The sequence below is a fragment of the bacterium genome, from assembly GCA_016716565.1.
Classification (GTDB): domain Bacteria; phylum Bacteroidota; class Ignavibacteria; order Ignavibacteriales; family Ignavibacteriaceae; genus IGN2.
The window spans coordinates 1,455,352-1,478,516 of sequence record JADJWC010000001.1 but is presented as its reverse complement, the minus strand read 5'-3'; the positions used below and the strand labels follow the sequence as shown (position 1 = coordinate 1,478,516).

Sequence of the window (23,165 nt, the reverse complement as noted above, 5' to 3'; positions counted from 1 at the left end):
ATAGATAAAAATGAACCCGCTCCATAAAAGTATTTTTGAAGAATCACCTGAAATAAAATTAGTTGTTGATTGTAAAAACTTTAAAATTATTTCAGCGAATAAAGCTGCCCGAAAATATTTTAAATTCTTAAAGCCGGAAAAAAAAGAACAGTTTCTTACTGATCTTCTCTACGAAAAAAAATCACAAAAACTTAAAAAACTTCTCTCAAAGAATTCTTCAGTTTTAAAATCGATTCAACTTGATAATAAAAAAAATAAACCGGCTGATTTCAAAGTTTATGCTATCCGAATCAAACTGAAAAATAAATGTGTTGCTGAATGCACACTTACAAAAAATTCAAGTACAAAATCAATTCCGAAAACACAAAATGATCCTCAAGTAACTGAAAGCAAGTTAAAAACAATTTTCGATAATAATCCATTGATGATTTTCATTTTGGATAAGGCCGGAATAATAAAGGAAGTAAATTCACTCGGAGCAAAAGAACTCGGCTATGAAATAAAAGAATTAGTTGATCAACCGGTTATGCAAGTTTTTCATAAAGAGGATTGGCTGACTGTAAAAAATCAAATCGCTGATTGTCTGAATAACCCAAACAAAATATTTACATGGGAAATTAGAAAGGTTAAGAAAACCGGAGAGACTATCTGGGTCAGAGAAAACGCAAGTTCGATCAATTCAAACGGAAATGGTCCAAACGTTCTGATACTCTGCGAAAACATCACAAGAATTAAAGAAGCGGAAGAATTAATAAATGATTCATCAATGAAAATTAAACAGATTGTAAATGCTTCGCCATATGGCGTGCATGTTTATGATTTGAAAGATGATGGAAGGTTAATTTTTACTGATTTCAATTCTGCCGCCGACAGAATCCTGGGTATGAATCATTCCCAGCTTTTAAATAAAGAGATATTGGATGCCTTCCCGAATCTTGCACAAACAAAGATACCTGATGCTTACAAACTAATAGCAAAGAATGGTACTAAACTGGAAAATGAAATTATTGAATACGAAGACCAAAATCTTAAAGGTGCTTTCGAAGTTTCCGCATTTCAAATTTCTCCAAATAAAATAGCAGCTTTTTTCAGCGACATCACCGAAAAACGTAAAGCCTTTGATAAACTTGAGAAAAGTGAATTAAAATTTAAATCCTTGTTCGAACTTGCTAACGACTCAATTTTTTTGATGGATGAAGAGATATTTATTGATTGTAATCAAAAAACTCTTGACTTATTCGGATGTAATAAATCAGATATTATCGGTAAACCTCCGTATGAATTTTCCCCTCCCTTTCAGCCGGATGGCAGACATTCCGATGAAAAAGCACTTGAAAAAATATCGGAAGCAATGAAGGGAAATCCACAGCGATTTGAATGGAAGCATAAAAAATTAAACGGTGATCTGTTTGATGCCGAAGTCAGCTTAAATAAAATTTTTCTCGGTGATGTTGTACTGATCCAGGCTATTGTCAGGGATATTTCGGAAAGGAAAAAATCTGAAGAGCAAATTTCTATGCTTGCTCATGCTGTAAAAAGTATTTCCGAGTCAGTTTGTATTACTGATACTGATGGGAAGATAATTTTTGTCAACAACTCATTCTGCACTTCGTATGGTTATATGTACGATGAGATAATCGGGAAAGATATTTCTTTAATGTATTCTGAAAATACTCCTGTAAATCTTTTACGAAAGATAATACCTGCTACTTTGAAAAGCGGCTGGAGTGGTGAGTTAATAAGTAAAAGAAAAGATGGTTCTGAATTCCCAACTTCGGTATCAACCTCAGTTATCAGAGATGAAAACGACAATCCCGTTGCTTTCACTTTGATTGCCCTGGACATCACCGATAGGAAGCGATCTGAAAATGAACTGCGTAATTCCAAGCAGATGCTTCAGCTGATTCTGGATAACATACCTCAGCGTATTTTCTGGAAGGATCTTGATTCAAGATATCTTGGATGCAATAAAAATTTTGCTAATGATGCTGGCGTTATAAATCCTACTGATCTGGTTGGTTTTAGTGATTATGACATGCCCTGGAAAAGTGCTGAAGCCGACTATTACAGATCAGTCGATAAAGAAGTAATGAAAAAAGATGAGCCTATATATAAAATTATTGAACCACAGACACATCACGATGGAGAGGTTGCGTGGCTTGAAACAAATAAAGTACCTCTGCACGATGAATGCGGTAATGTTGTTGGAATACTTGGTACTTATGAAGATATCACAGAAAGAAAGAAATCAGAAGAAGCATTAAAAGAAAGTGAAGAGCGTTTCCGATCATTGATTGATAATATGATCGAAGCTGCATTAATAATTGACTGGGATGGAGAAATTATATTCGCAAACAACAGCGCAGCAAAGTTAGTTCATCTAGAAGATACAGCACACGGTATAGGCAAAAAAGTTTTCGAATTCCTGCACCCGGATTTCAAACCTCAGGTTTATGCGGCTCTCAGACGACTGGAAAGAAACCCTGCTCCATTTAAAGATGAATACATTATCAAAACTGTGCACAATGAAGAATTATGGGTTGAAAGTCTTGGAATCAATATTATATTCTCTAACAAAAAGTATATCCTGGTTACGTTGAGAGATATTACGAGCAGAAAAAATGCTGAGAAACAGCTGCTCGAAGCAAAAGAGAAAGCTGAAGAATTAAGCAGAGTAAAATCCAACTTCCTTGCAAATATGAGTCACGAATTGAGAACTCCTCTTGTTGGTATTCTGGGTTTTGCTGAATTACTTCAGGAAAAGCTGAGAGATGATCATACAAAAGAAATGGCTGAACGAATTCTAACCAGCGCTAATCGTCTGATGGATACGCTTAACCTGTTGCTTGATCTTTCAAGAATTGAAGCGAAGAAGGTAGATATTAACATGCAGCCGAACAGGATCTCTGAATTAGTTGAATCACAGGTTCAATTATTTGAAGCTGTTGCGGAAAGGAAAAACCTGTTTCTAGAGACTGAGATAATCAATCATAATTTATATTCAAATGTTGATGAACAAATCTTTAGACAAATAATAAATAATCTAGTTAACAACGCTCTTAAATATACTTACACCGGCGGAGTGATGGTTTCAGTAGATATGCTCGTCGAAGATTCAAGAGAGTTTGCAAGAATAAGTGTGAAAGATACCGGGATTGGAATTCCAGCTGAAAGTCTGGGGCTCATTTTCCAGGAGTTCAGACAAGTAAGCGAAGGATTCAACCGGCACTTTGAAGGAACCGGATTGGGCTTAACAATTACCAAGAATTTTGTTGAGTTGATGGATGGACAGATAAGTGTCAAAAGCACTGTTGGGTCAGGCTCAATGTTTACTATAATATTCCCGCTGCTGAAGGATTATAAACAGATTGAAGTCAAGAAAGTTAAGGAATCAGATAAAGAAAAAATCTCAGAAAAAGAATATAGAGCAGGATTTAGACCAAAACTTCTTGTTGTTGATAACGATGAATCAAGCAGGGATATAATTAAATTGTTTCTTAAAAATATTTGCGAAACAGACTTTGCCGACAGCGGTGAGAAAGCATTCAGACAAATAAATGAAAAAAAAGTATGATATCATCCTGATGGATATTAATCTTGGCAAAGGTATGAGCGGAGTCGAAACTACGAGAGAGATAAGAAAAATCGAAAGTTACAAGGATGTACCGATTGTTGCGATAACGGGATTCGCAATGAGAGGTGACCGTGAAGAATTTATCCAGGCGGGATGTACTGACTATCTTTCCAAACCCTTCACGAGATCAAAATTATTAAAATTAATAAGTGAAATTGCATCAACCAGCAGAAATTGATTATTTGACATAAACAGTTTTGATGTTTACAAATTCTCTGATTCCAAAAGATGACAGTTCCCTTCCGTAACCTGATTCTTTGATTCCGCCAAATGGTAATCTTGGATCTGACTTTACAAAAGCATTTACAAAACAGCAGCCAGCCTGCAATTTTTCTTTTGCAATCATCTCTCCCCTTTTGATATCACGTGTAAAGATAGCAGAACCGAGACCAAAAATTGAATCGTTTGCTATTCGAATAGCCTCTGCTTCATCCTTTGCCTTAATCAAAGCCGCTACCGGACCGAATAATTCTTCATCATAAGCAGGCATACCTTTTTTAACGTTTGAAAGTACAGTCGGCGGATACCAGGCACCTTCCGCTCCGGGAATTTTTCCACCAAGTAAGAGTTTTGCGCCAAGCTCAATACTTCTTAAAACTTGCTGATGAAGTTCATCTCGCAATAAAACGCTTGCCTGTGGTCCCAAATGATTTGTTTCATCAAACGGATCGCCCATTTTTTTTGACTTCATCTTTTCAACAAAAAGTTTTTCAAATTCATTATAGACTTTATCAACGACAATAAATCTTTTTGCGGCAATACAACTTTGTCCGCCATTAATTAATCTTCCGGTAACGCAAGTCTCAGCAGCTAATTCCAGATCAGCATTTTCAAGAATAACATAAGGATCGCTTCCACCTAATTCCATTACTGTTTTCTTTAAAACAGATCCGGCCGTTTTTGCAACAGATTTTCCAGCGGGAACACTTCCGGTCAACGTTACTGCTCTAATCTTTTCATTTTTAATAACTTCTTCCATCTCTGACGAAGGAACCAGTATTGTCCTGAAAAGATTTTCAGGGAAACCTGCTTCGCGGAAAACTTCCTCAATTGCAAGTGCACATCCTGAAACATTTGAAGCGTGCTTCAGTATTCCTGCATTTCCAGCCATCAATCCCGGCGCAGCGAATCTGAATACCTGCCAGAAAGGAAAATTCCACGGCATCACAGCTAATACAATTCCTGATGGTTGAAATGTGACAAAACTTTTTGAAGCATCGGTAGAAATAATTTCATCAGTAAGAAACTTTTCGGCATTATCAGCATAGTATTCGCAAACCCAGGCACATTTATCAACTTCAGCACGTGATTGTGCGATTGGTTTTCCCATCTCAATCGTCATCAATCGGGAGTACTCTTCTCGTTTCTTTTTGAGAACCTGAGAAGCATTCATCAGTAATCTTGATCTTTGATCGAAGGATGTCTCTTTCCATTTTTCGAATGCTGCATCAGTTAAATCAATAATTTTTTTTACTTCTGAGGAAGTCATTTGAGTATAAGCTTTTACAACCTGAAGGTTTGCCGGATTGATTGACGTTATCATTTTTTCCCTGCTCAAAATAAATTTTTATTTTATTTTTTTTATGACGACTAAAGTCATGTCATCTGAATATTTTCCATTTTTGGAATGCTTCACTACTTCATCTAAAATGCCCAGTGCGATTTCTTTTGCGCCAAGCTTCGATAGAGATATTAGTTTGCTTACCAGTTCATCATCACCGAAGGCTTCAAAATTTTCATTTGCAGTTTCAGTAATTCCATCAGAATAAAGCAGGAGGATATCGCCTTTTGAAAAATTGATACTATCTACATGGTACTTTGCATCAGGTGCAGGACCAAGCACAGGACCGGTCGGTTCAAGATATTCCGCTTCTTCCGTTTTAGATTTATAAAATATCGGGGGATTATGTCCTGCATTTGCATATAAAAATAAACCACCGCGATGTGTCGTAAGCTCTCCATAGAATAAAGAAGTGAATTTATCATCTTCAAAAATCAGATTAACAAGCTGATTCATTCTTCTCATCAATGCGGCAATTTTTAATTCGAATCCGCTTGCCATTCTTAATGCACCGGAAATGTACATTGCTTCGGCTGCAGCACCGACACCTTTGCTGGCTGCATCACCAATCGCAATTCCAAGTCTTTCACTCTCGGCACCATGCTGCAGGTAATCAAAAAAATCTCCGCTTACAATTTCAGCAGGATTAGTTATTCCATACAGATCATAATCGTGAAATTTAAATTCGTGCTCAGGTAAAATGCTTTTTTGCAACTGACGGGCTTTGTCAATATCAGCCTTTAGATGATAGACACTGTCCGATGTTCTTCTCTGTTTGATCTGTGCTGTTAACGTAGTGGAAATAATATTCAGATTTAATCTGAAGTCTTCGTTTAACTTCTCGCTATTCATTGCGAGGAGATATTCGTAAAATAATTTATCTTTTATTTTCTTTCGTCCGCCAACACCCGATGCAGAATATTTAAATATTCCTTTCTTCCGCAAAGTGCTGATTGTTTCATTCCCGACTATCGTGCGCTGTTTAGCGATTAACTCGAGGATTGGATACCTATGAATGTCAATTTGAAATTTCGGATCGATCTTTTCAATTTTTCCTGTTTGATATAACAGGTGATACGATTCTGTTTTTATGTTTAGCTTCCACAATCTTCCGCCTGTTACATCAATTGCTTCATTGCCGACAATCTCATTCAATGTTGTAATGAGCATCTCTTCTTCAGATTTATACTTGCCTGAAGCGATCGATTCAACCAGTCTGTGTAATTTCTTTTGATCTATCGCCATACTTTATTCCGAATAAAAATCTATCATTTGCTGAATTGCTCTTTTACAGACCGGACAGAAACCATCTACTTTGATTGATTTCATAGAACAATCGTACACCGGTCTGTATATTCCTTTTTCCATATAACCACCGCCTTCAAAAGCACCAACTTTATCTTTAAACTCATCTGTATCAGGTGTTGGTATTGGTGTTCCTTCTTCGACAAGATCTTTCCACTTTGAATCAAAATCAACAAGTGTGGTAAGATTTGGATCGGTTGGTTCAACATCAAGCGGATAAAAATCCTGGTAAGCAACATCCGATGTATAGTACTCATCAGCCAACGAAGCAAAACCATGACCAAATTCGTGAGTTACAATAAATTCAAAATATTTATTATTTGTAACCGACATTGAGTAATGATTGTAAATAGCACCACCACCATATTTATCAGAGTTGGCTAAAATATAAATCTGATCGTACGGAGCGTTTGATGCAACATTGCGCAATGATTTATTATCTGCTGTCATTAAGTAACGCTCAAGATCAAACGTATAAAATGTGGAATTGACAAGTGTCTTTTTCCAGATATCTTCCTTTGGAATATCTGTTCCTGATTCGAATGAAGGAGCTTCGATTCCCCAGATGTTGAATTTATCTTTATTTTCTTTAAACGGTGAAGAGTTGAAGAGATAAGTAGCAAATCTTTCACAGTCTTTTTTGAATTTATCCATTTCATCAATCGTATAGCCCTCAGGAACAATTACTATATCTACTTTAACTGCAGGATCGCCTGAATTTACGACTTCAAAATTTTTGAATTCATTAACTCTCTCAGGTTTTATAAAATAGTTTTCTGGATCAATTCTGTACTCAAACTTTTTTATCAATTCATTTTTTCGGTTATGAGCATAAAATTTTATAACGACAGGATTTTGGGGAAATGGAAATGTAACTGTCTCACTAAAAGTTTTGTATGTCTGTTTTGCTTCTTCAGTAGTTTGCCACTCACTGAAAAGTGTTGAATATCCTCTTGAATAGATTAAAGAGTTCGATGCTTCATCGTAGACTTCAAAACGATACTTGCCGTAATTGAATTTATCAATTAGATTTACTTTTGATCCGCCCCAATATGGTTCCTCAATTAATTCATCGAAGGAATAGGAATCGTTGTCTTTATTTCCTGTGTGGAAGTAATCAAAGCGAAGGGTTTTATCCTCGAAGTAATCTTCAAAGTTTACCTGTGAATAAGTTACGGTAATTAGAAGAAGAAAAGAGAGAAAAAGCTTCATTAGCGCTCCTTGAATATCGGATGAAAAATTATATTACAAAGATAGGAGTTTTAGATGAAGTGATAAAGATAAATTGGGTCAGCATTACGAACTCTTTGATATTCAACATTCCTTTTTTGATGTTCATTATTCAAACAGAATATCGAATAATGAACAAGGAATATCGAAGTCAGAAGTTTTTATAATTATTTCACTTTCCGAGAACCCGGTTTTACAAGTTCAATATCTTCTCTGCAAAGAGGACATTCATCAGGCAAATAAGAAACCACTTCCATCTTCAGAGTACTGAATTGCGGGTAACCAAAACTTACTTTGCCATTACTTCTGTCAACGATGAAACCAACACCAGCAATGTGTGCATTGTTACTTTTAACTATGTCAATTACTTCAAACACTGAACCGCCGGTTGTAACAACATCTTCACAAACTAAAACTTTTTCATTTTCATCGAGCGTGAATCCTCTCCTGATGGAAAGTTTTTTGTCTTCTCTTTCTGCAAAGATGAATCGTTTATTTAACTGACGAGCAACTTCCTGACCAACAACAAGTCCTCCCATTGCCGGAGCGATAACTGTATCAATCTCAAATTTTCTGAAATTGTCAGAAATCATTTTGCAAAGAGTTTCTGTGTGTTGAGGATATTGAAGAACTTTTGCACATTGAAAATATCTGTCGCTGTGTCTTCCTGATGTTAGAAGAAAGTGTCCGGTAAGTAATGCGCCGGTTGATTTGAATATGTTTAGAATATCTGATTCTGTCATAATTATTTAAGTCCTTCAATTTTTTCCGCAAGTTGAAAATCTTTTTTTGTAATTCCGCCTTCACTGTGAGTTGAGATTGTAATTTTAACTTTATTCCAGGAATGAATAAAAATATCCGGATGATGATCCATCTTTTCTGCTTCAGAACCGACTTTATTTACAAATGTAAGTGCCTCAGCAAAATCTTTGAACTGGAATTGCTTTGCAATTTGTTTTTCTTCCTGCATCCAATCTGATAAGGAAGAAAGGTTTTTTATTATTTCAACTGGTGATAATAGTGACATAGCTTTTTAATTTTAATTGATGATAGTTAAAAATAAAAAAATCCCGATTAAGATTAGTCGGGATATAAATCAAATTAACAATGTTAAACGCTTATTTCAACAATATCATCTTCTTAATATTACTGAAAACAGGTATTCCCTTTTCACTCTGAATTATTATCTGGCATAAATATACTCCGCTCACAAATGGATTCTTCACTTTTATCAATTCTGTCTTTCCATCTCCGTTGAATTCTACTTCGTAATACCCAGCTTCCTGAACTTCATTAACCAACACCGATACTAACTCTCCTTTTACATCATATACATATAACTTTACGTATCCTCTCTCCTTTAGCTTGTATCCTATTCTCGTCGTTGGATTGAATGGGTTTGGATAATTCTGATAAAGTATGAAATTGTTTACCGGTTCCCATTTATTCTCTATTGACACAATTATTATTGCTACTTCCTCTGAAGGATTTGAAACGTTTCCCTGGTTATCTACTCCCGTTAGCTTGTAATATAGACTTTCTACTCCCACCGGTATTGTCTGCTGGTAGATTGTATCCGTTAATACACTTACAAGCTTTGTTGAATCTATCTGGAAGTTACTTGTTGTATCCCTGTATAGATTATAATAACTAAAGTCTGCTTCTGTGTTTCTTTTCCACGTTAATGTTATTATACTGTCTGCTACCTCTGCTAAAAGACCTCTTGGTGGTTTGGGGGCAAGATCCTGGTAGGTATAGCTTTCTCCGTATGGTCCTCCATAAAGTCCAATATCACTTCTGCTTCCGTCTCTGTCAAAAATAGTTGGGTCTCCTGCATCTATCATTGGTGAATATGCTTGAAGATGAAAATCTAAATCTCCCTGTGTTGCGTTGTTATTTAATACCATTGGATCTACTGTCAGGTTTGTGCTGTCTGGCGTGAAATGTATATAGGTTATTTCACTATTCCAGATATTATTGTACTGGAATATCATTTCGCTGCATCCATAGCATAGACTAATATCTCCTTCTGCATTTACGACAACATTGTTTTTTACATCATCGTAAGAGCCCACTCCTAATACATCATAGTAATAGAACCCGGTTAGATAATTGCTATATATCTTAACATATTGTGTCCCACCCACTCTAATTCCATCTGAAGCATACTCGGATATAATTAAATTATTAAATACTTTTGCTGAATCTGAAAGACTTAAAGTAATACCTGAACCTCCGCGTAGTTTTATTGTATTATTCTTTATTGTTGGATTCGACCCGATTGACTTTGCTATTCCCCTGCCACCCTCTGTAGTTTCAATATAATTTGAATCTATGAGCGGTGTCGTGTTTGTGAATGCTGAGATTTGTATTCCATCACAAATGGGATCATTTGTGTAAACAACATTTTTTCTTACTATTGAACTTGAACTTATCGCAGATATACCAACAATGTTATTAATGGTTATATTCTTATACACCATTGGGCTCGATCCAACAAGAATACCATTAAGAGCATTTGATGCTTTATTCATTGTTATCAGACTATTTCCTCCTCCTGCGATTCCGTCTCCCATATCTGTGTTATACGATACTATTACGTGGAATCCCTTAAATAAGCAACTGTCTACAACTTCAACTGCGTGAAAACTTGTTGTTACTATATTTCTTGTATCAATTACACAACTATCCATACCTGAACCTATCAACGATAAACCCCGTATCATAATTATCTTCTCCTCGTAAGTTCCGTTCGCTACATAAATAGTATCTCCAAACACTGAGATGTTAATACATTTCTGTATGCTGTCGGCTGCTGTTTCCCAACTCGTGTATGGTGGTATGCTGCTGCCGGTGTGTGAGACGTAACGGACTGTTGCGCTTCCTTCGGCAAAGGATACAAAATAAAAGGACAAAGTAAAAAGCATAAGGGACAAAGTGTGGCATTGGTGGAGAGTGGTGCTTCTGAACGTAGCTTTGTTAAGAGAACATTTTTTCGGTTGCATAATGTTTCCCTTTTTTTTTGCAAGTTATGAAATTATTTTGAGAAAGGCGAGGGGAATATTTAAAACAAAAAAGCGCATCAATTAGATACGCTTTTCGAAAATTATTTTATTCCAGAATTTAGATTTTAGTTTTCCACCTGTCCGGGTGCTTTTGTTTCTTCACCAGGTTTAGCGACTTCGAGTGATTCATCATAAAATACAAGATCTTCTGCACCGTCAACGTGCTTTGCAACTATCTTTGTTCCTTCCTTAAATGAACCACGAAGAATTTCTTCAGCAAGCGGATCTTCGACATATTTCTGAATTGCTCTTCTCAAAGGTCTTGCACCAAATTTTTCATCAAAGCCTTTGTTGACTAAAAATTCTTTTGCTGTTTGATCGAGAATTAAATCCATCTTGTTCTCTTCAAGATTCTTGTAAAGATCTTTTATTTCGATGTTGATGATCTGCATTATGTCTTCTTTATCAAGATTTCTGAATACAATCGTATCATCAATCCTGTTCAGGAATTCAGGATTGAATAATTTCCTCATTGCTTCTTCAACTGTGTCCTTCATCTTATCATAATGATCTTTTGGTTTTGAATCACCAAATCCAAACGAGCTGATATCTTTTATATCTCTTGTTCCGACATTGGAAGTCATGATGATTATCGTATTCCTGAAATCAACTTTTCGTCCAAGACTATCAGTTAATATTCCATCATCAAGTACTTGAAGCAGAATGCTAAAAATATCCGGATGAGCTTTTTCAATTTCATCAAACAGCACAACTGAATAAGGTTTTCTTCTAACTTTTTCTGTTAATTGTCCGCCTTCTTCATAACCAACATATCCCGGAGGTGCTCCAACCAATCGTGATACAGAAAACTTTTCCATATACTCACTCATATCAATTCTTACAAGAGAATCTTCAGAATCAAAAAGATATCTTGCGAGTGCTTTACACAATTCAGTTTTTCCAACACCTGTTGGTCCTAAAAAGATAAAACTTCCTATCGGACGATTTGGATTTTTCAATCCTGCTCTAGTTCTTCTGATTGCTTTTGTAAGTTTTTTAATAGCTTCATCCTGACCAACGATGAACTGTTTTAAAGCTTCATCCATCTTTAAAAGTTTCTCGGATTCAGTTTGTGCAATTCTGTTAACTGGAATGCCTGTCATCATTGCAACGACTGTGGCAATATCTTCTTCGTTTACATCGTGAACGATATCTCTTGTCTTTGCATCCCATTCTCTCTTTGTGGATTCAAGATCAGCCTGAAGATTTCTTTCTTTATCTCTGAGTCTCGCTGCTTCTTCATAATCTTGTCTTTTAACAACAGCAGCTTTTTCTCTGCGAACCTGTTCAATCTCTTCCTCAAGATCAAGAATTTCTTCCGGAACTTCGAAATTTCCCATATGCACTCTTGAGCCCGCTTCATCAAGAACATCAATCGCTTTGTCTGGTAAATGACGATCTGTTATATATCTATTGCTAAGCTTTACTGCGGAATCAATTGCAGCATCAGAATATTTTACGTGATGATGTTCTTCGTATTTAAATTTTATTTTCTCAAGTATTTGTCTTGTTTCATCGTAAGATGGCGGATCAACCATTACTTTCTGGAAACGTCTGTCGAGAGCACCATCAGTTTCAATATGTTTGCGATACTCATCAAGTGTTGTTGCACCAATGCACTGAATATCACCGCGTGATAATGCTGGCTTGAACATATTCGATGCATCAAGTGAACCTGAAGCACCGCCAGCACCAACTATTGTATGTAATTCATCAATGAAAAGAATGACATCTTTTGCTTTTTCGAGTTCGTTCATCAAAGCTTTCATTCTTTCTTCAAACTGACCGCGGTATTTTGTACCGGCAACGAGTCCTGCTAAGTCAAGAGTAACGACACGTTTATCCTGTAATATTCTCGGAACTTTCTTTTGGACTATACGAAGAGCAAGTCCTTCAGCGATTGCTGTCTTGCCAACACCTGGTTCACCAATTAGTACGGGATTATTTTTCTTTCTTCTGCTGAGTATCTGTGCAACACGTTCAATTTCTTTTTCTCTTCCAACAACCGGGTCAAGCTTATCGTCAACAGCAAGTTTTGTTAAGTCTCTTCCAAAATTATCAAGCACAGGAGTTTTTGTTTTTTCGGTTTTTCTATCCGGAGGTGTAACTTTAGTCGGACCAGCATCTCTGTTTCCTTTGCTGGTCAACAATGAATTCAATTCTGATCTTGCTGAATCGTACGTAACGTTAAACTGATGAAGTATCTGGGTTGCGATATTATCTTCATCTCTTAGAAGCGAAAGAAGTAAATGTTCTGTACCAATTACATCTGCTTTATAAATTTTAGATTCAATTTGAGTTATCTTTAAAACTTTTTCAGCTTGCTTAGTCAACGGAATGTTGCCAATCGTCAAAGTTCCGCCCGAAGTCCTGACGGTATCTTCAATAGCTTTCTTCAATTTTAGCAAATCGCAGTCAAGATTTCGCAGGATTCTAACGGCAACACCCTGTCCTTCCCTGATAATTCCCAGCAGGAGGTGTTCGGTCCCGATATAATCGTGACCTAGCCTTAAAGCTTCTTCACGGCTTAATCGTATCACATCCTGCAATCTATCTGAGAAATTTCCATCCATTTATCGTTTTCCTCTCTGAATTTTAGTATAAAAACTACTTTTTCCCTCTAAAAGTTCAACTAATATAAACATAATATTTAATATTCTTTCAAGTACTTTATTAAGTCACACACAATAATATCCGTGTTCAAAAATATTCGCAATGCACTATTTCAGCCAAATGATTAGGATTGGCAAATTGAGTGCCACCTGTGCTGGAAGAAATTTCATCGATATGGGTGAAACAGAAGCGGTTATTTTAGAATATGTAACTTCAGTCTGGACAATAAGGCAGATAATACCTCAGAAGACGTAAAAGTCCGTCACTACGTCTGAACTTTTTGATTTTCTACAGCAAGAATTTTGTTTTTGAAAGACCTATATTGCCTACGTAAAAGAATAAAAAATTTGGAGAAAAAATGGAAGCAGTAACAGGTTTATCCTTAGTAATAATAATAGCAATAATATTATTTCTGATATTAATTCTTTATTTCGTTCCGGTAAGATTGTACATTGCCGCAATCTCATCAGGAGTGAAGATCAGAATTTTTCGTGACTTAATCGGAATGAGATTGAGAAGAGTCCCACCAAGTGTTATCGTTGACAGTATGATTAACGCTCAGAAAGCAGGATTGAATTTACAGCAAGGAATGCTTGAGGCTCATTACCTCGCCGGCGGAAATGTTAAGAAAGTTGTAGCAGCATTAATTTCTGCAGACAAAGCAAACATAAACTTACCATTCGAGCGAGCAACAGCAATTGATCTTGCAGGTCGAGACGTTTTGGAAGCAGTGAAGATGTCAGTCATTCCAAAAGTAATTGAAACACCGATGGTCGCTGCAGTAGCAAAAGATGGAATTCAGTTAAAGGCAATCGCAAGAGTAACTGTAAGAACAAATATTGACAGGCTGGTTGGCGGTGCAGGCGAAGCAACAGTCCTTGCAAGAGTTGGAGAAGGAATTGTTTCAACAATTGGTTCGAGTAATTCTCATAAAGAAGTTCTTGAAAATCCTGATAAAATTTCTAAGAGTGTTCTTGCAAAAGGTTTGGATTCAGGAACAGCTTTCGAAATTCTTTCGATTGATATCGCTGATGTGGATATCGGACAGAACATCGGTGCAATGTTACAAACAGACCAGGCAGAAGCTGACTTGAAAGTAGCAAGAGCAAAAGCGGAAGAAAGAAGAGCTGCTGCAGTTGCGAGTGAACAGGAAAACATTGCAGAAGTAGCAAAACAAAGAGCTCGTGTTGTTGAAGCCGAAGCAGAAGTGCCAAAAGCAATGGCAGATGCATTCAGGAGTGGGAGACTTGGTGTGATGGATTACTATCAGATGAAAAATATTCAGGCAGATACGGATATGCGCGATTCGATTTCTAAACCACAAGATCCTAAAAAATAAGTCTGATGGACAACTTTTTCGAAATATTAATATATTTGATAATAATTATCAGCTTTCTGAGCAGCATCTTTAAAAAGAAGAAACAGCAGCCTCAGAAAAAACCTCCTGTGCAGCAACCACAGAGAGATGATTATTACCAAGCTGAACAACCGGAAGTTTCCATTCCTCAAACTCAACAAAAAGAAGAATATGATATTCTTAAAGAGCTTGAGGATTTCTTTAAAGTCGGTGATGAACAAACAGAAGTAAAAGTACCAAGACCGCAGGAGACTTATTCAGAAAATATACCTACAGCTGATGAACACGTAAGCACTGAAACCTGGAAAGAAGATTCCATTTCAGAAAACATCAGGAGTGAATGGGAAAGAAAAAAAGAAGAAGTTTCAAGGAAGCTAGCAAAAGTTGATTCTGTTATTGAGAAGCAAGCTGAGATGTTTGAGACTTCTCTCGAAAGGAAAGAACTGGTTTTTAGTAATCTGGCAATTACTGTCAGATCGAAGTTCAGTCATCCCGACACATTAAAAGAGTACATCCTCTTCTCAGAAATATTGGGCAAACCAAAAGCGCTTCGCAGATGAATCAAAAAAAATATATACTCACACGAGTTGGTAAAACGGGATTCGAAAGAAAGATTGACGAATCCCGTTTTGCTATAAATTATCAAAAGGAATTGAACCCATCTCAGTACGAAGCTGTGTCTGCAGTAAATGGTGCTTACTTAATTATTGCAGGCGCAGGAACCGGAAAAACGAGGACACTTGTTTATCGTGTTGCAAGATTAATTGAGTCAGGTTACGATCCGAATTCTATTTTGCTTCTAACTTTCACCCGTAAAGCTGCAAACGAAATGATGAAGCGCGCTTCCGTTCTTCTTGATGATCGCTGTTCAAAAATTCGAGGTGGGACATTTCACTCTTTTGCAAATGTAACTTTAAGAAAATATTCAAAAGCTGCCGGGCTTGATTCCAACTTTACAATACTTGACCAAGGCGACAGTGAAGACATAATTAATCTTATCAGATCTCAATCAGGGTTAATCAGCAAAGAAAGAAGATTTCCTAAGAAGGAAACTTTGAATAAGATTTACAGTCTTTCAGCTAATACAGAAAGACCGATTGAGCATATTATCGAAGAAGAATATCCTCACTTTCTTCTTGAGCTTGATGAGATTTTAAAGGTTCATAAAATTTATATTGAATATAAAAAGAGAAACAACCTGCTTGATTATGATGACCTTTTAATTTATCTGAGAGATTTTCTTGCAAGTGCAAATACAGCGGCAAAAAATCTTCTTTCCACAATTAGTTTTGTTATGGTTGACGAATACCAGGACACAAACAAGCTTCAGGCTGATATTGTTAAAGGATTAGTTCAGCATAACGGAAATGTAATGGTTGTTGGAGACGACGCGCAATCAATTTATTCGTTTCGTGGTGCAAATTTCAAAAACATAATGGAGTTTCCGAAACTTTTTCCAGATGCTCAGATCATAAAAATTGAAGAAAATTACAGAAGCGTTCAAAGCATTCTTGATTTTGCAAATCATATTTATGAAGGTGCTGTTGAAAAATACACCAAAGCCCTTTACACAAGACGACAGGGTGGCGATTTACCATTTATCGTGGCAGCAGCAAATGAAAATATGCAATCAAAGTTTATAGTTGAAAAAATACTTGAGCTGGCTGAAGAAGGAGTTAATTTAAAAGACATCGCTGTGTTATTCCGGTCGTCATTTTTTTCATTCGATCTTGAAATTGAACTCGCAAAAGCAGGAATCCCCTTCCAAAAATTTGGCGGAATAAAATTCATTGAGACTGCACACGTGAAAGATGTACTTGCATTCCTTCGCATTGCATCAAATCCAAAAGATATTGTTAGCTGGTACAGAGTATTACTTTTACACGATGGAGTTGGACCTAAAACTGCTCAGAGAATTTTAGATGAGCTAGCGACAGCGAGATTAACCATTGATGAAAATCCTGGCACAAAGAAACAATTCGCTTACGAAAAAATTAAAGAACTGTTTGTTTTTCTTTACAAACTAAGAAATTCTCAAGCTCCTCCTTCAGAATTAGTAGGAATGGTTTTCGAATACTATCAACCTATTTTCAAATTAAAGTATGACGATTTTAATAAACGAAGCAAAGATTTAGAAACTCTTCAGAATATTTCTGAAAATTACAGATCGCTAGATTCTTTTCTTGCAGATATGGCAATCGAACCGATCATAGATAGTGTTACGGATTTAAATGCAACTGATAAGGAAGATGAATATTTAACTCTTTCCACAATTCACTCAGCTAAAGGATTGGAATGGCATTCTGTTTTTGTAATTCACGCTGTCGAAGGTTACTTCCCTTCCGTACGAGCAGCAGAAAGTCTGGAATCTTTAGAAGAAGAAAGAAGGTTGATGTATGTTGCTTCAACAAGAGCAAAGCAAAATCTTTTTGTTACTTACCCGATGCATATGTATAACCGAATTGATGGAATAACCCTTTCCAAGCCATCAAGATTTATTTCAGAAATGTCAACCGACAAAGCACAAGGCTGGTTGGTTGAGGATGAGTTTTAGTCCCCACTCCTAAATCCTCTCCCCAAGGGGAAGAGGACTGCAATGATCATTTTATTCAGTTCTTTGCAAGTATTAGCTACTGTTTTTACTGATGATCAATCATCAGTTAAAAGAAAAATTTTTTTCTATGTTTCCCTTCCCTTTGGGAAGGGATTAAGGGATGGGCCATTATCTCAATAAAATCATCTTCTTAGTATCAACAAAGTTTCCTGCTATTAACTTATAAAAATAAATTCCGCTTGGCAGATTCCGGACTTCGCCGGAATGACTGATTGCATTAAATTCAACTTCATAAGTACCGGGTCGCTTTTCCTCGTTAACCAGTGTCGCGATTTCATTCCCTAAAACATCATATACTTTTAATAACACAAATCCGAAATCCGCAATCCGAAATTGGATATTTGTTGTCGGATTAAACGGATTCGGTGAATTCTGATAAAGGTAAAAACTGTTTGGTGAAACAGGATTCTCAGATACCGAAACAGGATTTGCATAAGCGATCACCGCTTTCATAAAAACAGAAACGGTATCTGTTCCTGAAATAACTGTTGCAGAAATGGTATCACTTCCAACTGCAACTGGTGCTGTAACTGTGGCTTCGTAAGTTCCATCACCTAAATCAGTGACACTGCTTAAAGTTCCTGCACCTGTGTTTGATAAAATAATTTGTTTGCCACTTGTGAGAAGTGTATCCGAATTGTTTTTTGGTGAAATAGTTATTACTGCTTGCGAAGTTCCATTTGCCGGAAGTGTGTCAGGATCTATTTCAATTTGTGATAGAAAAGGATCTACGATACTGAATTTTGAAGCCTTCCAGTTGTTGAACATAGTTTGAAGAGAATCAATCGGATCTTTACCTACTGGTGTGTCCGGCACAACAATTTGCAAATAAGGAGTTCCACCGTCACCAATCCTTACAACTTTTACAAATCCTGATTGTGATGAAGTGCCTCTTGCAGCACAACGACTATCAGCACCAAGAATTTTTGCAGCCTGAAGTGTTGCCATCAGTCTGTCAGCAAGCGGACCGGGAGTGTTAAGAAAAGTTGAGTGCATCGTGTCTATGATAACCTGTCCGAGTAAAATATTTCCTTGTATTGCATAACCCGGACCTGTTACATGGTTTTTGTAATTAGTACAATTTGCGCCCGTGTAAGCAGCACTTTCCCCATTTCGCGTTAGATCAACAATTCCATATTGTCTTATTGATGGATTATTTTGTGCATCATTCGCGACAAGCCAATCAATAATTTGCTGCGGCGATAATCCTTCAAGCATCCTTGCTCGCGCATTCTGTTGATTCTGTGCCAGGTAGGATGCTTGAGTATGAATGCCTCCTATTCCTTCAATCACATCACTGAGAATGAAAGCTCCAATTCCACCGATCGGTCCGACACACGAAGCCCCGGCACTTCCAATCTCACCAGTGATTGTATCGACAGCCACGATTGAGAATGTATCCTGTGCTGTAAGATTTATATGAAATAAAAGAATCAAAGCAGGAAGGATAAATAAAAATTTCCGAATAAGATTTTTCATGGTTATCTCATATTTTTTTTGAATTCATTTTCAAATTAAAGATTATTTATTAATAATACTTAACACTTACTCTAACTGTTTCATCTCTTCCTTTATCATCGAGACAGGTAATCTTCAAATCTTTTACATCAGGATTGAAGAAAATTCTTTCACCGGGTTTACATTTTTTGTAAAAAGAATCATTGATGTACCAGTAATGAGTTTTTACTCTGCTATCGGATGTGGCAAGTAATAGTATTTCCTGTCCTGAATTTTTTTCAAGAAAATAATCATAATCTCCTGACGGAGATAAAATTTTCGGACCACCTTCAGCGAATTTTGCAGTACAGTTTGGATTATGCGAAGGAGGATTATGATAATAGTAACTATTTTTTGATAGCCAGACGGTCAATTCGGGTTGATATATTGAATACACAACCTTTTTATAATCTGACGATGGTAAACAACCTGTGCAATATTGAATGCTTTCATCAAGATTTACATAAACCGGCATATGAATATCGCAGGATTGATTGTGAGATTTATTTTTGATTGCAAAATCTGTAACTGTATACGCACAGTACTGAGTTGGAATCATTCCGCTTTCACTGCAGACTTTTCGAGTGATCAAATCTTCGGGTGGCTCAAACCATTTTACATCTGAGTCATAATCAATTGCATTGAACAGATCGAATAACAAAGGCACCGCAGCTTCTGCTCCCGAAAGATTTGGTGAGCCGATACCATTAAAATTTCCCATCCAGACTCCAATTGTATAATCCGGGTTGAACCCAATTGCCCATGCATCTCGTTTGCCATAAGATGTTCCTGTTTTCCAGGCGAACTTTGGCAGTTTTGAGTACTGTGATAGATCAGCAATGTCACTTCGATTAATTCCAGAAAGAATGCTTGCAATTAAATATGAAGATGCTTCACTGAAAATTTGTTCCTCATCATCATCTTCTTCTTCCGATATAAAATGAAGAGGATATAATTTCCCTTTTTCGTGCAAATGCCGTAAACAATCTTGTCAGCTCCTGCAGATTCGTTCCGCATCCGCCAAGTATCATTGAAAGTCCAAGTCGATTTTTTTGCTTTTGTATCTGGTTGAATCCGCATCCTTTAAGAAAATTTGTGAAGTTGTTCAGTCCGACTTGTTCAATTAATTTAACTGCAGGAATGTTCAGTGAGTTAACAAGTGAAAACTCGGCTGACACATTTCCGTAAAATTTCAAATCGTAATTTTCCGGTTGATAACCGTGAAAGTCGGTCGGAATGTCTGCGAACTTCATCTGAGGAGTTAAATTTCCTTCATCAAAGGCATAAGCATAGAGTGGTGCTTTTAATGTTGAACCGGGCGAACGAATTGCAGTAATTCCATTTACCTGTCCGAATGATCCTTCATCATAAAAATCGGCAGAACCGCAGTATGCAACAACGGAAGAATTCCGATTGTCAATTACGAGAACAGCTCCATTTGTTATTCCTTTGTAAAATACTTTTTTGACATTTCTTAGAAGAATAATTTCTGCTGTTTGCTGAATTGAAAGGTCAATCGTTGTGTTCAATATATCTCCTTGAAAATTATCTTTAACGTATTGACTGAAATGTGGTGCAATGACAGGCATCTGATAACGATTACGTTCAACCGGTTCATTGAGTGCATCATTTAAATCTGAGGAAGAAAATGTTTTTTCTTGCTTGAATTTTTTGATCCAGTAATTCCTATTATAAATGATTTCTTCATTTGATCTATCCAACCTCAGATAATTAGGATCATTTGGAATTACAGCAAGAGTAATTGACTGAGCAAGACTCAATTTATTCGGTGGCCGGTCGAAGTAAATGTATGAAGCTGATTTTACTCCTTCAATGTTTCCACCAAAAGGCAGAAGACTTAAATACAACTCGAGTATTTCTTCTTTGGAATATTTTACTTCAAGCTGAATTGCACGGAACATTTCACCAAGTTTATTGAAATATGTTCGCTTCTTTGGTTCAAGCATTCGTGCAACCTGCATCGTAATCGTTGATGCACCCGATTCAACTTCACCTGAAGTAATGTTCCTGTAAAGTGCACGAACCAACGCAACAGGATTTATTCCCGGATGCCAGTAAAACCAGCTATCCTCTTTCTCAATAATTGCTTTTATCAGTTCAGGAGAAACTTCTTCGAGTTCAGTTCGAAGTCTCCATTTATCATCGCTTGTTAAATATGCAGTTAGAAGAGTTCCGTCTTTTGCATGGATTTCTATTGAGAACTCTTTTCTATCAGGAAGAGGAAAGATTAAATCCAGAACAACAAAGCCCACAAGGATTGTGAGAACAATCTTTACCGTTCGATTATATTTTTTTATTAGTTCAAAATGCATGGTCTTCACTTACGATTGTCATTGCGAGGAGCAGAGCGACGAAGCAATCTTTAAACTGAGATTGCTTCTCCCGACCTGTCTGCCTGACAGTCAGGTCGGGATCGCAATGACATTAAAAAGTTATTCTCCCAATCGCTGTTGAACTTTCACATTACCAGCACCGTGATATGAATGATATTCCTGATCATACATTGCTTCTGCACCGATTACCGGAAGCTGGTATGTTCCCTGGTTTACAACACGAAGCAAATAATAAAATTCATTTGTCTGGTTTCGATTAAGATTTGTAACAAGTAACAACCTGTCCTCACGAATATCCCTATACTGAACATTCATCGGATTTTTTGGAATCCATTTTAACTCTGTCGCAGGATTGAGTCGTGGATTTTCAATTTCGAACCCTGCAGGAATTAAATCAGTGATCACAATATTCTCAGCATTCCTGTCAAATCCGGTTAATTCAATTTTGCAAACGATGAGTTCTCCCTGATAAAATCTTCTGTCGGGAATCAATCTACCTGTTTTATAACTGTAAAATGTTCTTCTCACCTGTATATATGAATCTTCTTCCTTCACTTTTTCATTCAACTTAACACCTTCAGCACTCCAGAAATAATAAACTTCGCCGTTTCCTGTCGCTTTCAAAGTAATGTTCGATGCATTCAGCTTTTCATTTGAAATAGTTAAATCCTTCCCCGAATATTTATCAATTGATTTTCCGTTGACGATTATATCAACATTAACATCAGCATTTGCATTTAAACCTGCGGCTTTACCAAGTGCAAGAAATGCAAAAGATCTTTCCTGTGTTGAATACATTCTGTCGGCGTTTTGAGTAAGATATTTTATGATCACCTGCACCTGTTTATTCGCCGGCTCAACTTCGAGCAGCACGTTCAGCATAATCGCATTTGCACGAATATCCGAATCAAAGCTTCCTCCAGTTAACCTGTCTGTTCTCTCAGGAGTGAAAGCATTCGGCACAATTTCATGCAGTACGAATTCCAACTTCCCATCAATGCATACGCACCTGCAAGCAGATAACGCATATCCTCCGAAACGAGATGGGGACGGGCTTTGTAGTAATTCATCGTTGCAATATCTCCTTCACCATACATCGCTAGAACGTAAAGTGAATAAAGAATTTCTTTGTTCGCAATCTTTTTTATTGTTCTCCCGGTTTGCGTGTAAGTAACATAATCGAACGTGCTTTGCTCTTTTGCTTTCTGAGAAAGATATTTCATTAACTTGTTGAGCACATTTTCTGATACATTAAATCCGGCTTTCTTTGCTTCAACAAGAAAGTGAGCAGCATAAACCGATCCCCACCAGCTTGTTTCGGTTCCTCCCTGCCAGTAAGCAAGCGAGCCATCGTACAACTGCATCGATTCAATTTTCCGGATTCCTTCTTTCACATAATAAACAGGATTGGTAGTTCTGTAATAGTCTGGTGCAACGACTTTTGCGAGATCTTCAAAATATAATTGAGGGAATAATCTTGACACAGTCTGCTCTATGCATCCGTGGGGATAACCGACTAGATATTTCAGATGCTTTGCAAATTTAACCGCTGGAAACTTGCTGATAGTTAGTGTAGTTGTTTGAGTTCCCTTCAGAAAATTTTTAGGGATATCAATTTTAACTTCCTTCCCTGCTGCAATTGTTCCCGATCCCGTTTCAACTATCAAGGGAGAAACCGGACGAACAGCTATATCAATTTCCTCTTTTACTTTTGCCAGACCGCTCGTTTCAAAAATTATTTTTCCCGCACCGACCTGTGACTGTGCAAGTATTCCAAACGTAACACTGCTTGTTGAATTTGGTTGAATCTGAATTGATTTTTTTGTCGAAGAGGTAATTTTCAAAGGTCCATCAACTTTTAAAGAAACTTCGACATTAGCCGTTTTATCAGTTGTATTAACAATGGAAACAGGCACAACGAGTGAATCATTCACC

Annotated in this window: 17 protein-coding genes; 5 read left to right on the top strand and 12 right to left on the bottom strand. The window is 36.9% G+C overall.

The window, feature by feature from the left end; genetic code table 11:
- Nucleotides 1–10: 10 nt before the first annotated feature.
- Nucleotides 11–3,574 (top strand): PAS domain S-box protein, encoded by a 3,564-nt coding sequence (locus IPM14_06415; GenBank protein ID MBK9097756.1) that lies wholly within the window; start codon nt 11–13, stop codon nt 3,572–3,574.
- Complete coding sequence (locus IPM14_06410; protein MBK9097755.1) at nt 3,558–3,812, top strand: response regulator; 255 nt, start codon at nt 3,558–3,560, stop codon at nt 3,810–3,812. The genes IPM14_06415 and IPM14_06410 overlap by 17 nt, the downstream gene beginning before the upstream one ends.
- Here the strand turns inward: IPM14_06410 and IPM14_06405 are convergent, their stop codons facing one another.
- The 7 genes from IPM14_06405 to IPM14_06375 all read right to left on the bottom strand — a co-directional run bounded on the left by IPM14_06405 (nt 3,813) and on the right by IPM14_06375 (nt 13,368).
- A complete protein-coding gene (locus IPM14_06405; GenBank protein MBK9097754.1) occupies nt 3,813–5,177 on the bottom strand; it encodes an NAD-dependent succinate-semialdehyde dehydrogenase in 1,365 nt (454 codons plus the stop codon). It lies immediately after the preceding gene.
- A gap of 24 nt (nt 5,178–5,201) precedes the next feature.
- Nucleotides 5,202–6,434, bottom strand: a complete 1,233-nt coding sequence (locus IPM14_06400; GenBank protein MBK9097753.1) for a serine/threonine-protein phosphatase — start codon at nt 6,432–6,434, stop codon at nt 5,202–5,204.
- Between the two features lie 9 nt (nt 6,435–6,443).
- Nucleotides 6,444–7,712, bottom strand: a complete 1,269-nt coding sequence (locus tag IPM14_06395) for a peptidase M64 (GenBank protein ID MBK9097752.1) — start codon at nt 7,710–7,712, stop codon at nt 6,444–6,446.
- 185 nt (nt 7,713–7,897) lie between these two features.
- Nucleotides 7,898–8,473, bottom strand: a complete 576-nt coding sequence (locus tag IPM14_06390; protein MBK9097751.1) for an orotate phosphoribosyltransferase — start codon at nt 8,471–8,473, stop codon at nt 7,898–7,900.
- A 2-nt stretch (nt 8,474–8,475) separates the two neighbouring features.
- Nucleotides 8,476–8,757: a 4a-hydroxytetrahydrobiopterin dehydratase gene (locus IPM14_06385; GenBank protein MBK9097750.1), complete on the bottom strand. Its 282-nt coding sequence runs from the start codon at nt 8,755–8,757 to the stop codon at nt 8,476–8,478.
- A 91-nt stretch (nt 8,758–8,848) separates the two neighbouring features.
- On the bottom strand, nt 8,849–10,735 hold the full coding sequence (locus IPM14_06380; protein ID MBK9097749.1) for a right-handed parallel beta-helix repeat-containing protein: 1,887 nt from the start codon (nt 10,733–10,735) through the stop codon (nt 8,849–8,851).
- A gap of 125 nt (nt 10,736–10,860) precedes the next feature.
- Entirely contained in the window at nt 10,861–13,368 is a 2,508-nt protein-coding gene (locus IPM14_06375) for an ATP-dependent Clp protease ATP-binding subunit (GenBank protein ID MBK9097748.1), read from the bottom strand.
- Between the two features lie 398 nt (nt 13,369–13,766).
- Between IPM14_06375 and floA the strand changes: the two genes are divergently transcribed.
- From floA to IPM14_06360, 3 genes are read left to right on the top strand one after another with little or no spacing between them, the layout of a single operon-like run.
- Nucleotides 13,767–14,747 (top strand): flotillin-like protein FloA, encoded by a 981-nt coding sequence (gene floA, locus IPM14_06370; protein ID MBK9097747.1) that lies wholly within the window; start codon nt 13,767–13,769, stop codon nt 14,745–14,747.
- Nucleotides 14,748–14,752: 5 nt separating this feature from the next.
- Entirely contained in the window at nt 14,753–15,325 is a 573-nt protein-coding gene (locus IPM14_06365; protein ID MBK9097746.1) for a hypothetical protein, read from the top strand.
- On the top strand, nt 15,322–17,319 hold the full coding sequence (locus tag IPM14_06360; GenBank protein ID MBK9097745.1) for an ATP-dependent helicase: 1,998 nt from the start codon (nt 15,322–15,324) through the stop codon (nt 17,317–17,319). The genes IPM14_06365 and IPM14_06360 overlap by 4 nt, the downstream gene beginning before the upstream one ends.
- Nucleotides 17,320–17,487: 168 nt before the next feature.
- Here IPM14_06360 and IPM14_06355 read toward each other — a convergent pair whose 3' ends face one another.
- The 5 genes from IPM14_06355 to IPM14_06335 all read right to left on the bottom strand — a co-directional run bounded on the left by IPM14_06355 (nt 17,488) and on the right by IPM14_06335 (nt 23,164).
- A complete protein-coding gene (locus IPM14_06355; protein ID MBK9097744.1) occupies nt 17,488–18,858 on the bottom strand; it encodes a DUF1028 domain-containing protein in 1,371 nt (456 codons plus the stop codon).
- Between the two features lie 49 nt (nt 18,859–18,907).
- Nucleotides 18,908–19,849 carry a hypothetical protein gene (locus tag IPM14_06350; protein MBK9097743.1) on the bottom strand — a complete coding sequence of 314 codons (942 nt, stop codon included), beginning with the start codon at nt 19,847–19,849 and terminating at the stop codon, nt 18,908–18,910.
- Nucleotides 19,794–21,209, bottom strand: coding sequence for a penicillin-binding protein 1C (gene pbpC / locus IPM14_06345; protein MBK9097742.1), 1,416 nt, complete (start codon nt 21,207–21,209; stop codon nt 19,794–19,796). Before pbpC ends, IPM14_06350 begins: the two co-directional genes overlap by 56 nt.
- A gap of 120 nt (nt 21,210–21,329) precedes the next feature.
- Nucleotides 21,330–22,193, bottom strand: coding sequence for a hypothetical protein (locus IPM14_06340; protein MBK9097741.1), 864 nt, complete (start codon nt 22,191–22,193; stop codon nt 21,330–21,332).
- Complete coding sequence (locus IPM14_06335; GenBank protein ID MBK9097740.1) at nt 22,154–23,164, bottom strand: hypothetical protein; 1,011 nt, start codon at nt 23,162–23,164, stop codon at nt 22,154–22,156. Before IPM14_06335 ends, IPM14_06340 begins: the two co-directional genes overlap by 40 nt.
- Nucleotide 23,165 lies beyond the last annotated feature (1 nt).

Excerpts from the sequence above, each read along its gene's own strand:
- IPM14_06365 (MBK9097746.1), top strand. The coding sequence starts at position 14,753 with ATGGACAACTTTTTCGAAATATTAATATATTTGATAATAATTATCAGC.
- IPM14_06395 (MBK9097752.1), bottom strand. The coding sequence starts at position 7,712 with ATGAAGCTTTTTCTCTCTTTTCTTCTTCTAATTACCGTAACTTATTCA.
- pbpC (MBK9097742.1), bottom strand. The coding sequence starts at position 21,209 with ATGCATTTTGAACTAATAAAAAAATATAATCGAACGGTAAAGATTGTT.
- IPM14_06405 (MBK9097754.1), bottom strand. The coding sequence starts at position 5,177 with ATGATAACGTCAATCAATCCGGCAAACCTTCAGGTTGTAAAAGCTTAT.
- IPM14_06390 (MBK9097751.1), bottom strand. The coding sequence starts at position 8,473 with ATGACAGAATCAGATATTCTAAACATATTCAAATCAACCGGCGCATTA.
- IPM14_06380 (MBK9097749.1), bottom strand. The coding sequence starts at position 10,735 with ATGCAACCGAAAAAATGTTCTCTTAACAAAGCTACGTTCAGAAGCACC.
- floA (MBK9097747.1), top strand. The coding sequence starts at position 13,767 with ATGGAAGCAGTAACAGGTTTATCCTTAGTAATAATAATAGCAATAATA.
- IPM14_06360 (MBK9097745.1), top strand. The coding sequence starts at position 15,322 with ATGAATCAAAAAAAATATATACTCACACGAGTTGGTAAAACGGGATTC.
- IPM14_06355 (MBK9097744.1), bottom strand. The coding sequence starts at position 18,858 with ATGAAAAATCTTATTCGGAAATTTTTATTTATCCTTCCTGCTTTGATT.
- IPM14_06415 (MBK9097756.1), top strand. The coding sequence starts at position 11 with ATGAACCCGCTCCATAAAAGTATTTTTGAAGAATCACCTGAAATAAAA.
- IPM14_06385 (MBK9097750.1), bottom strand. The coding sequence starts at position 8,757 with ATGTCACTATTATCACCAGTTGAAATAATAAAAAACCTTTCTTCCTTA.
- IPM14_06410 (MBK9097755.1), top strand. The coding sequence starts at position 3,558 with ATGAAAAAAAAGTATGATATCATCCTGATGGATATTAATCTTGGCAAA.
- IPM14_06375 (MBK9097748.1), bottom strand. The coding sequence starts at position 13,368 with ATGGATGGAAATTTCTCAGATAGATTGCAGGATGTGATACGATTAAGC.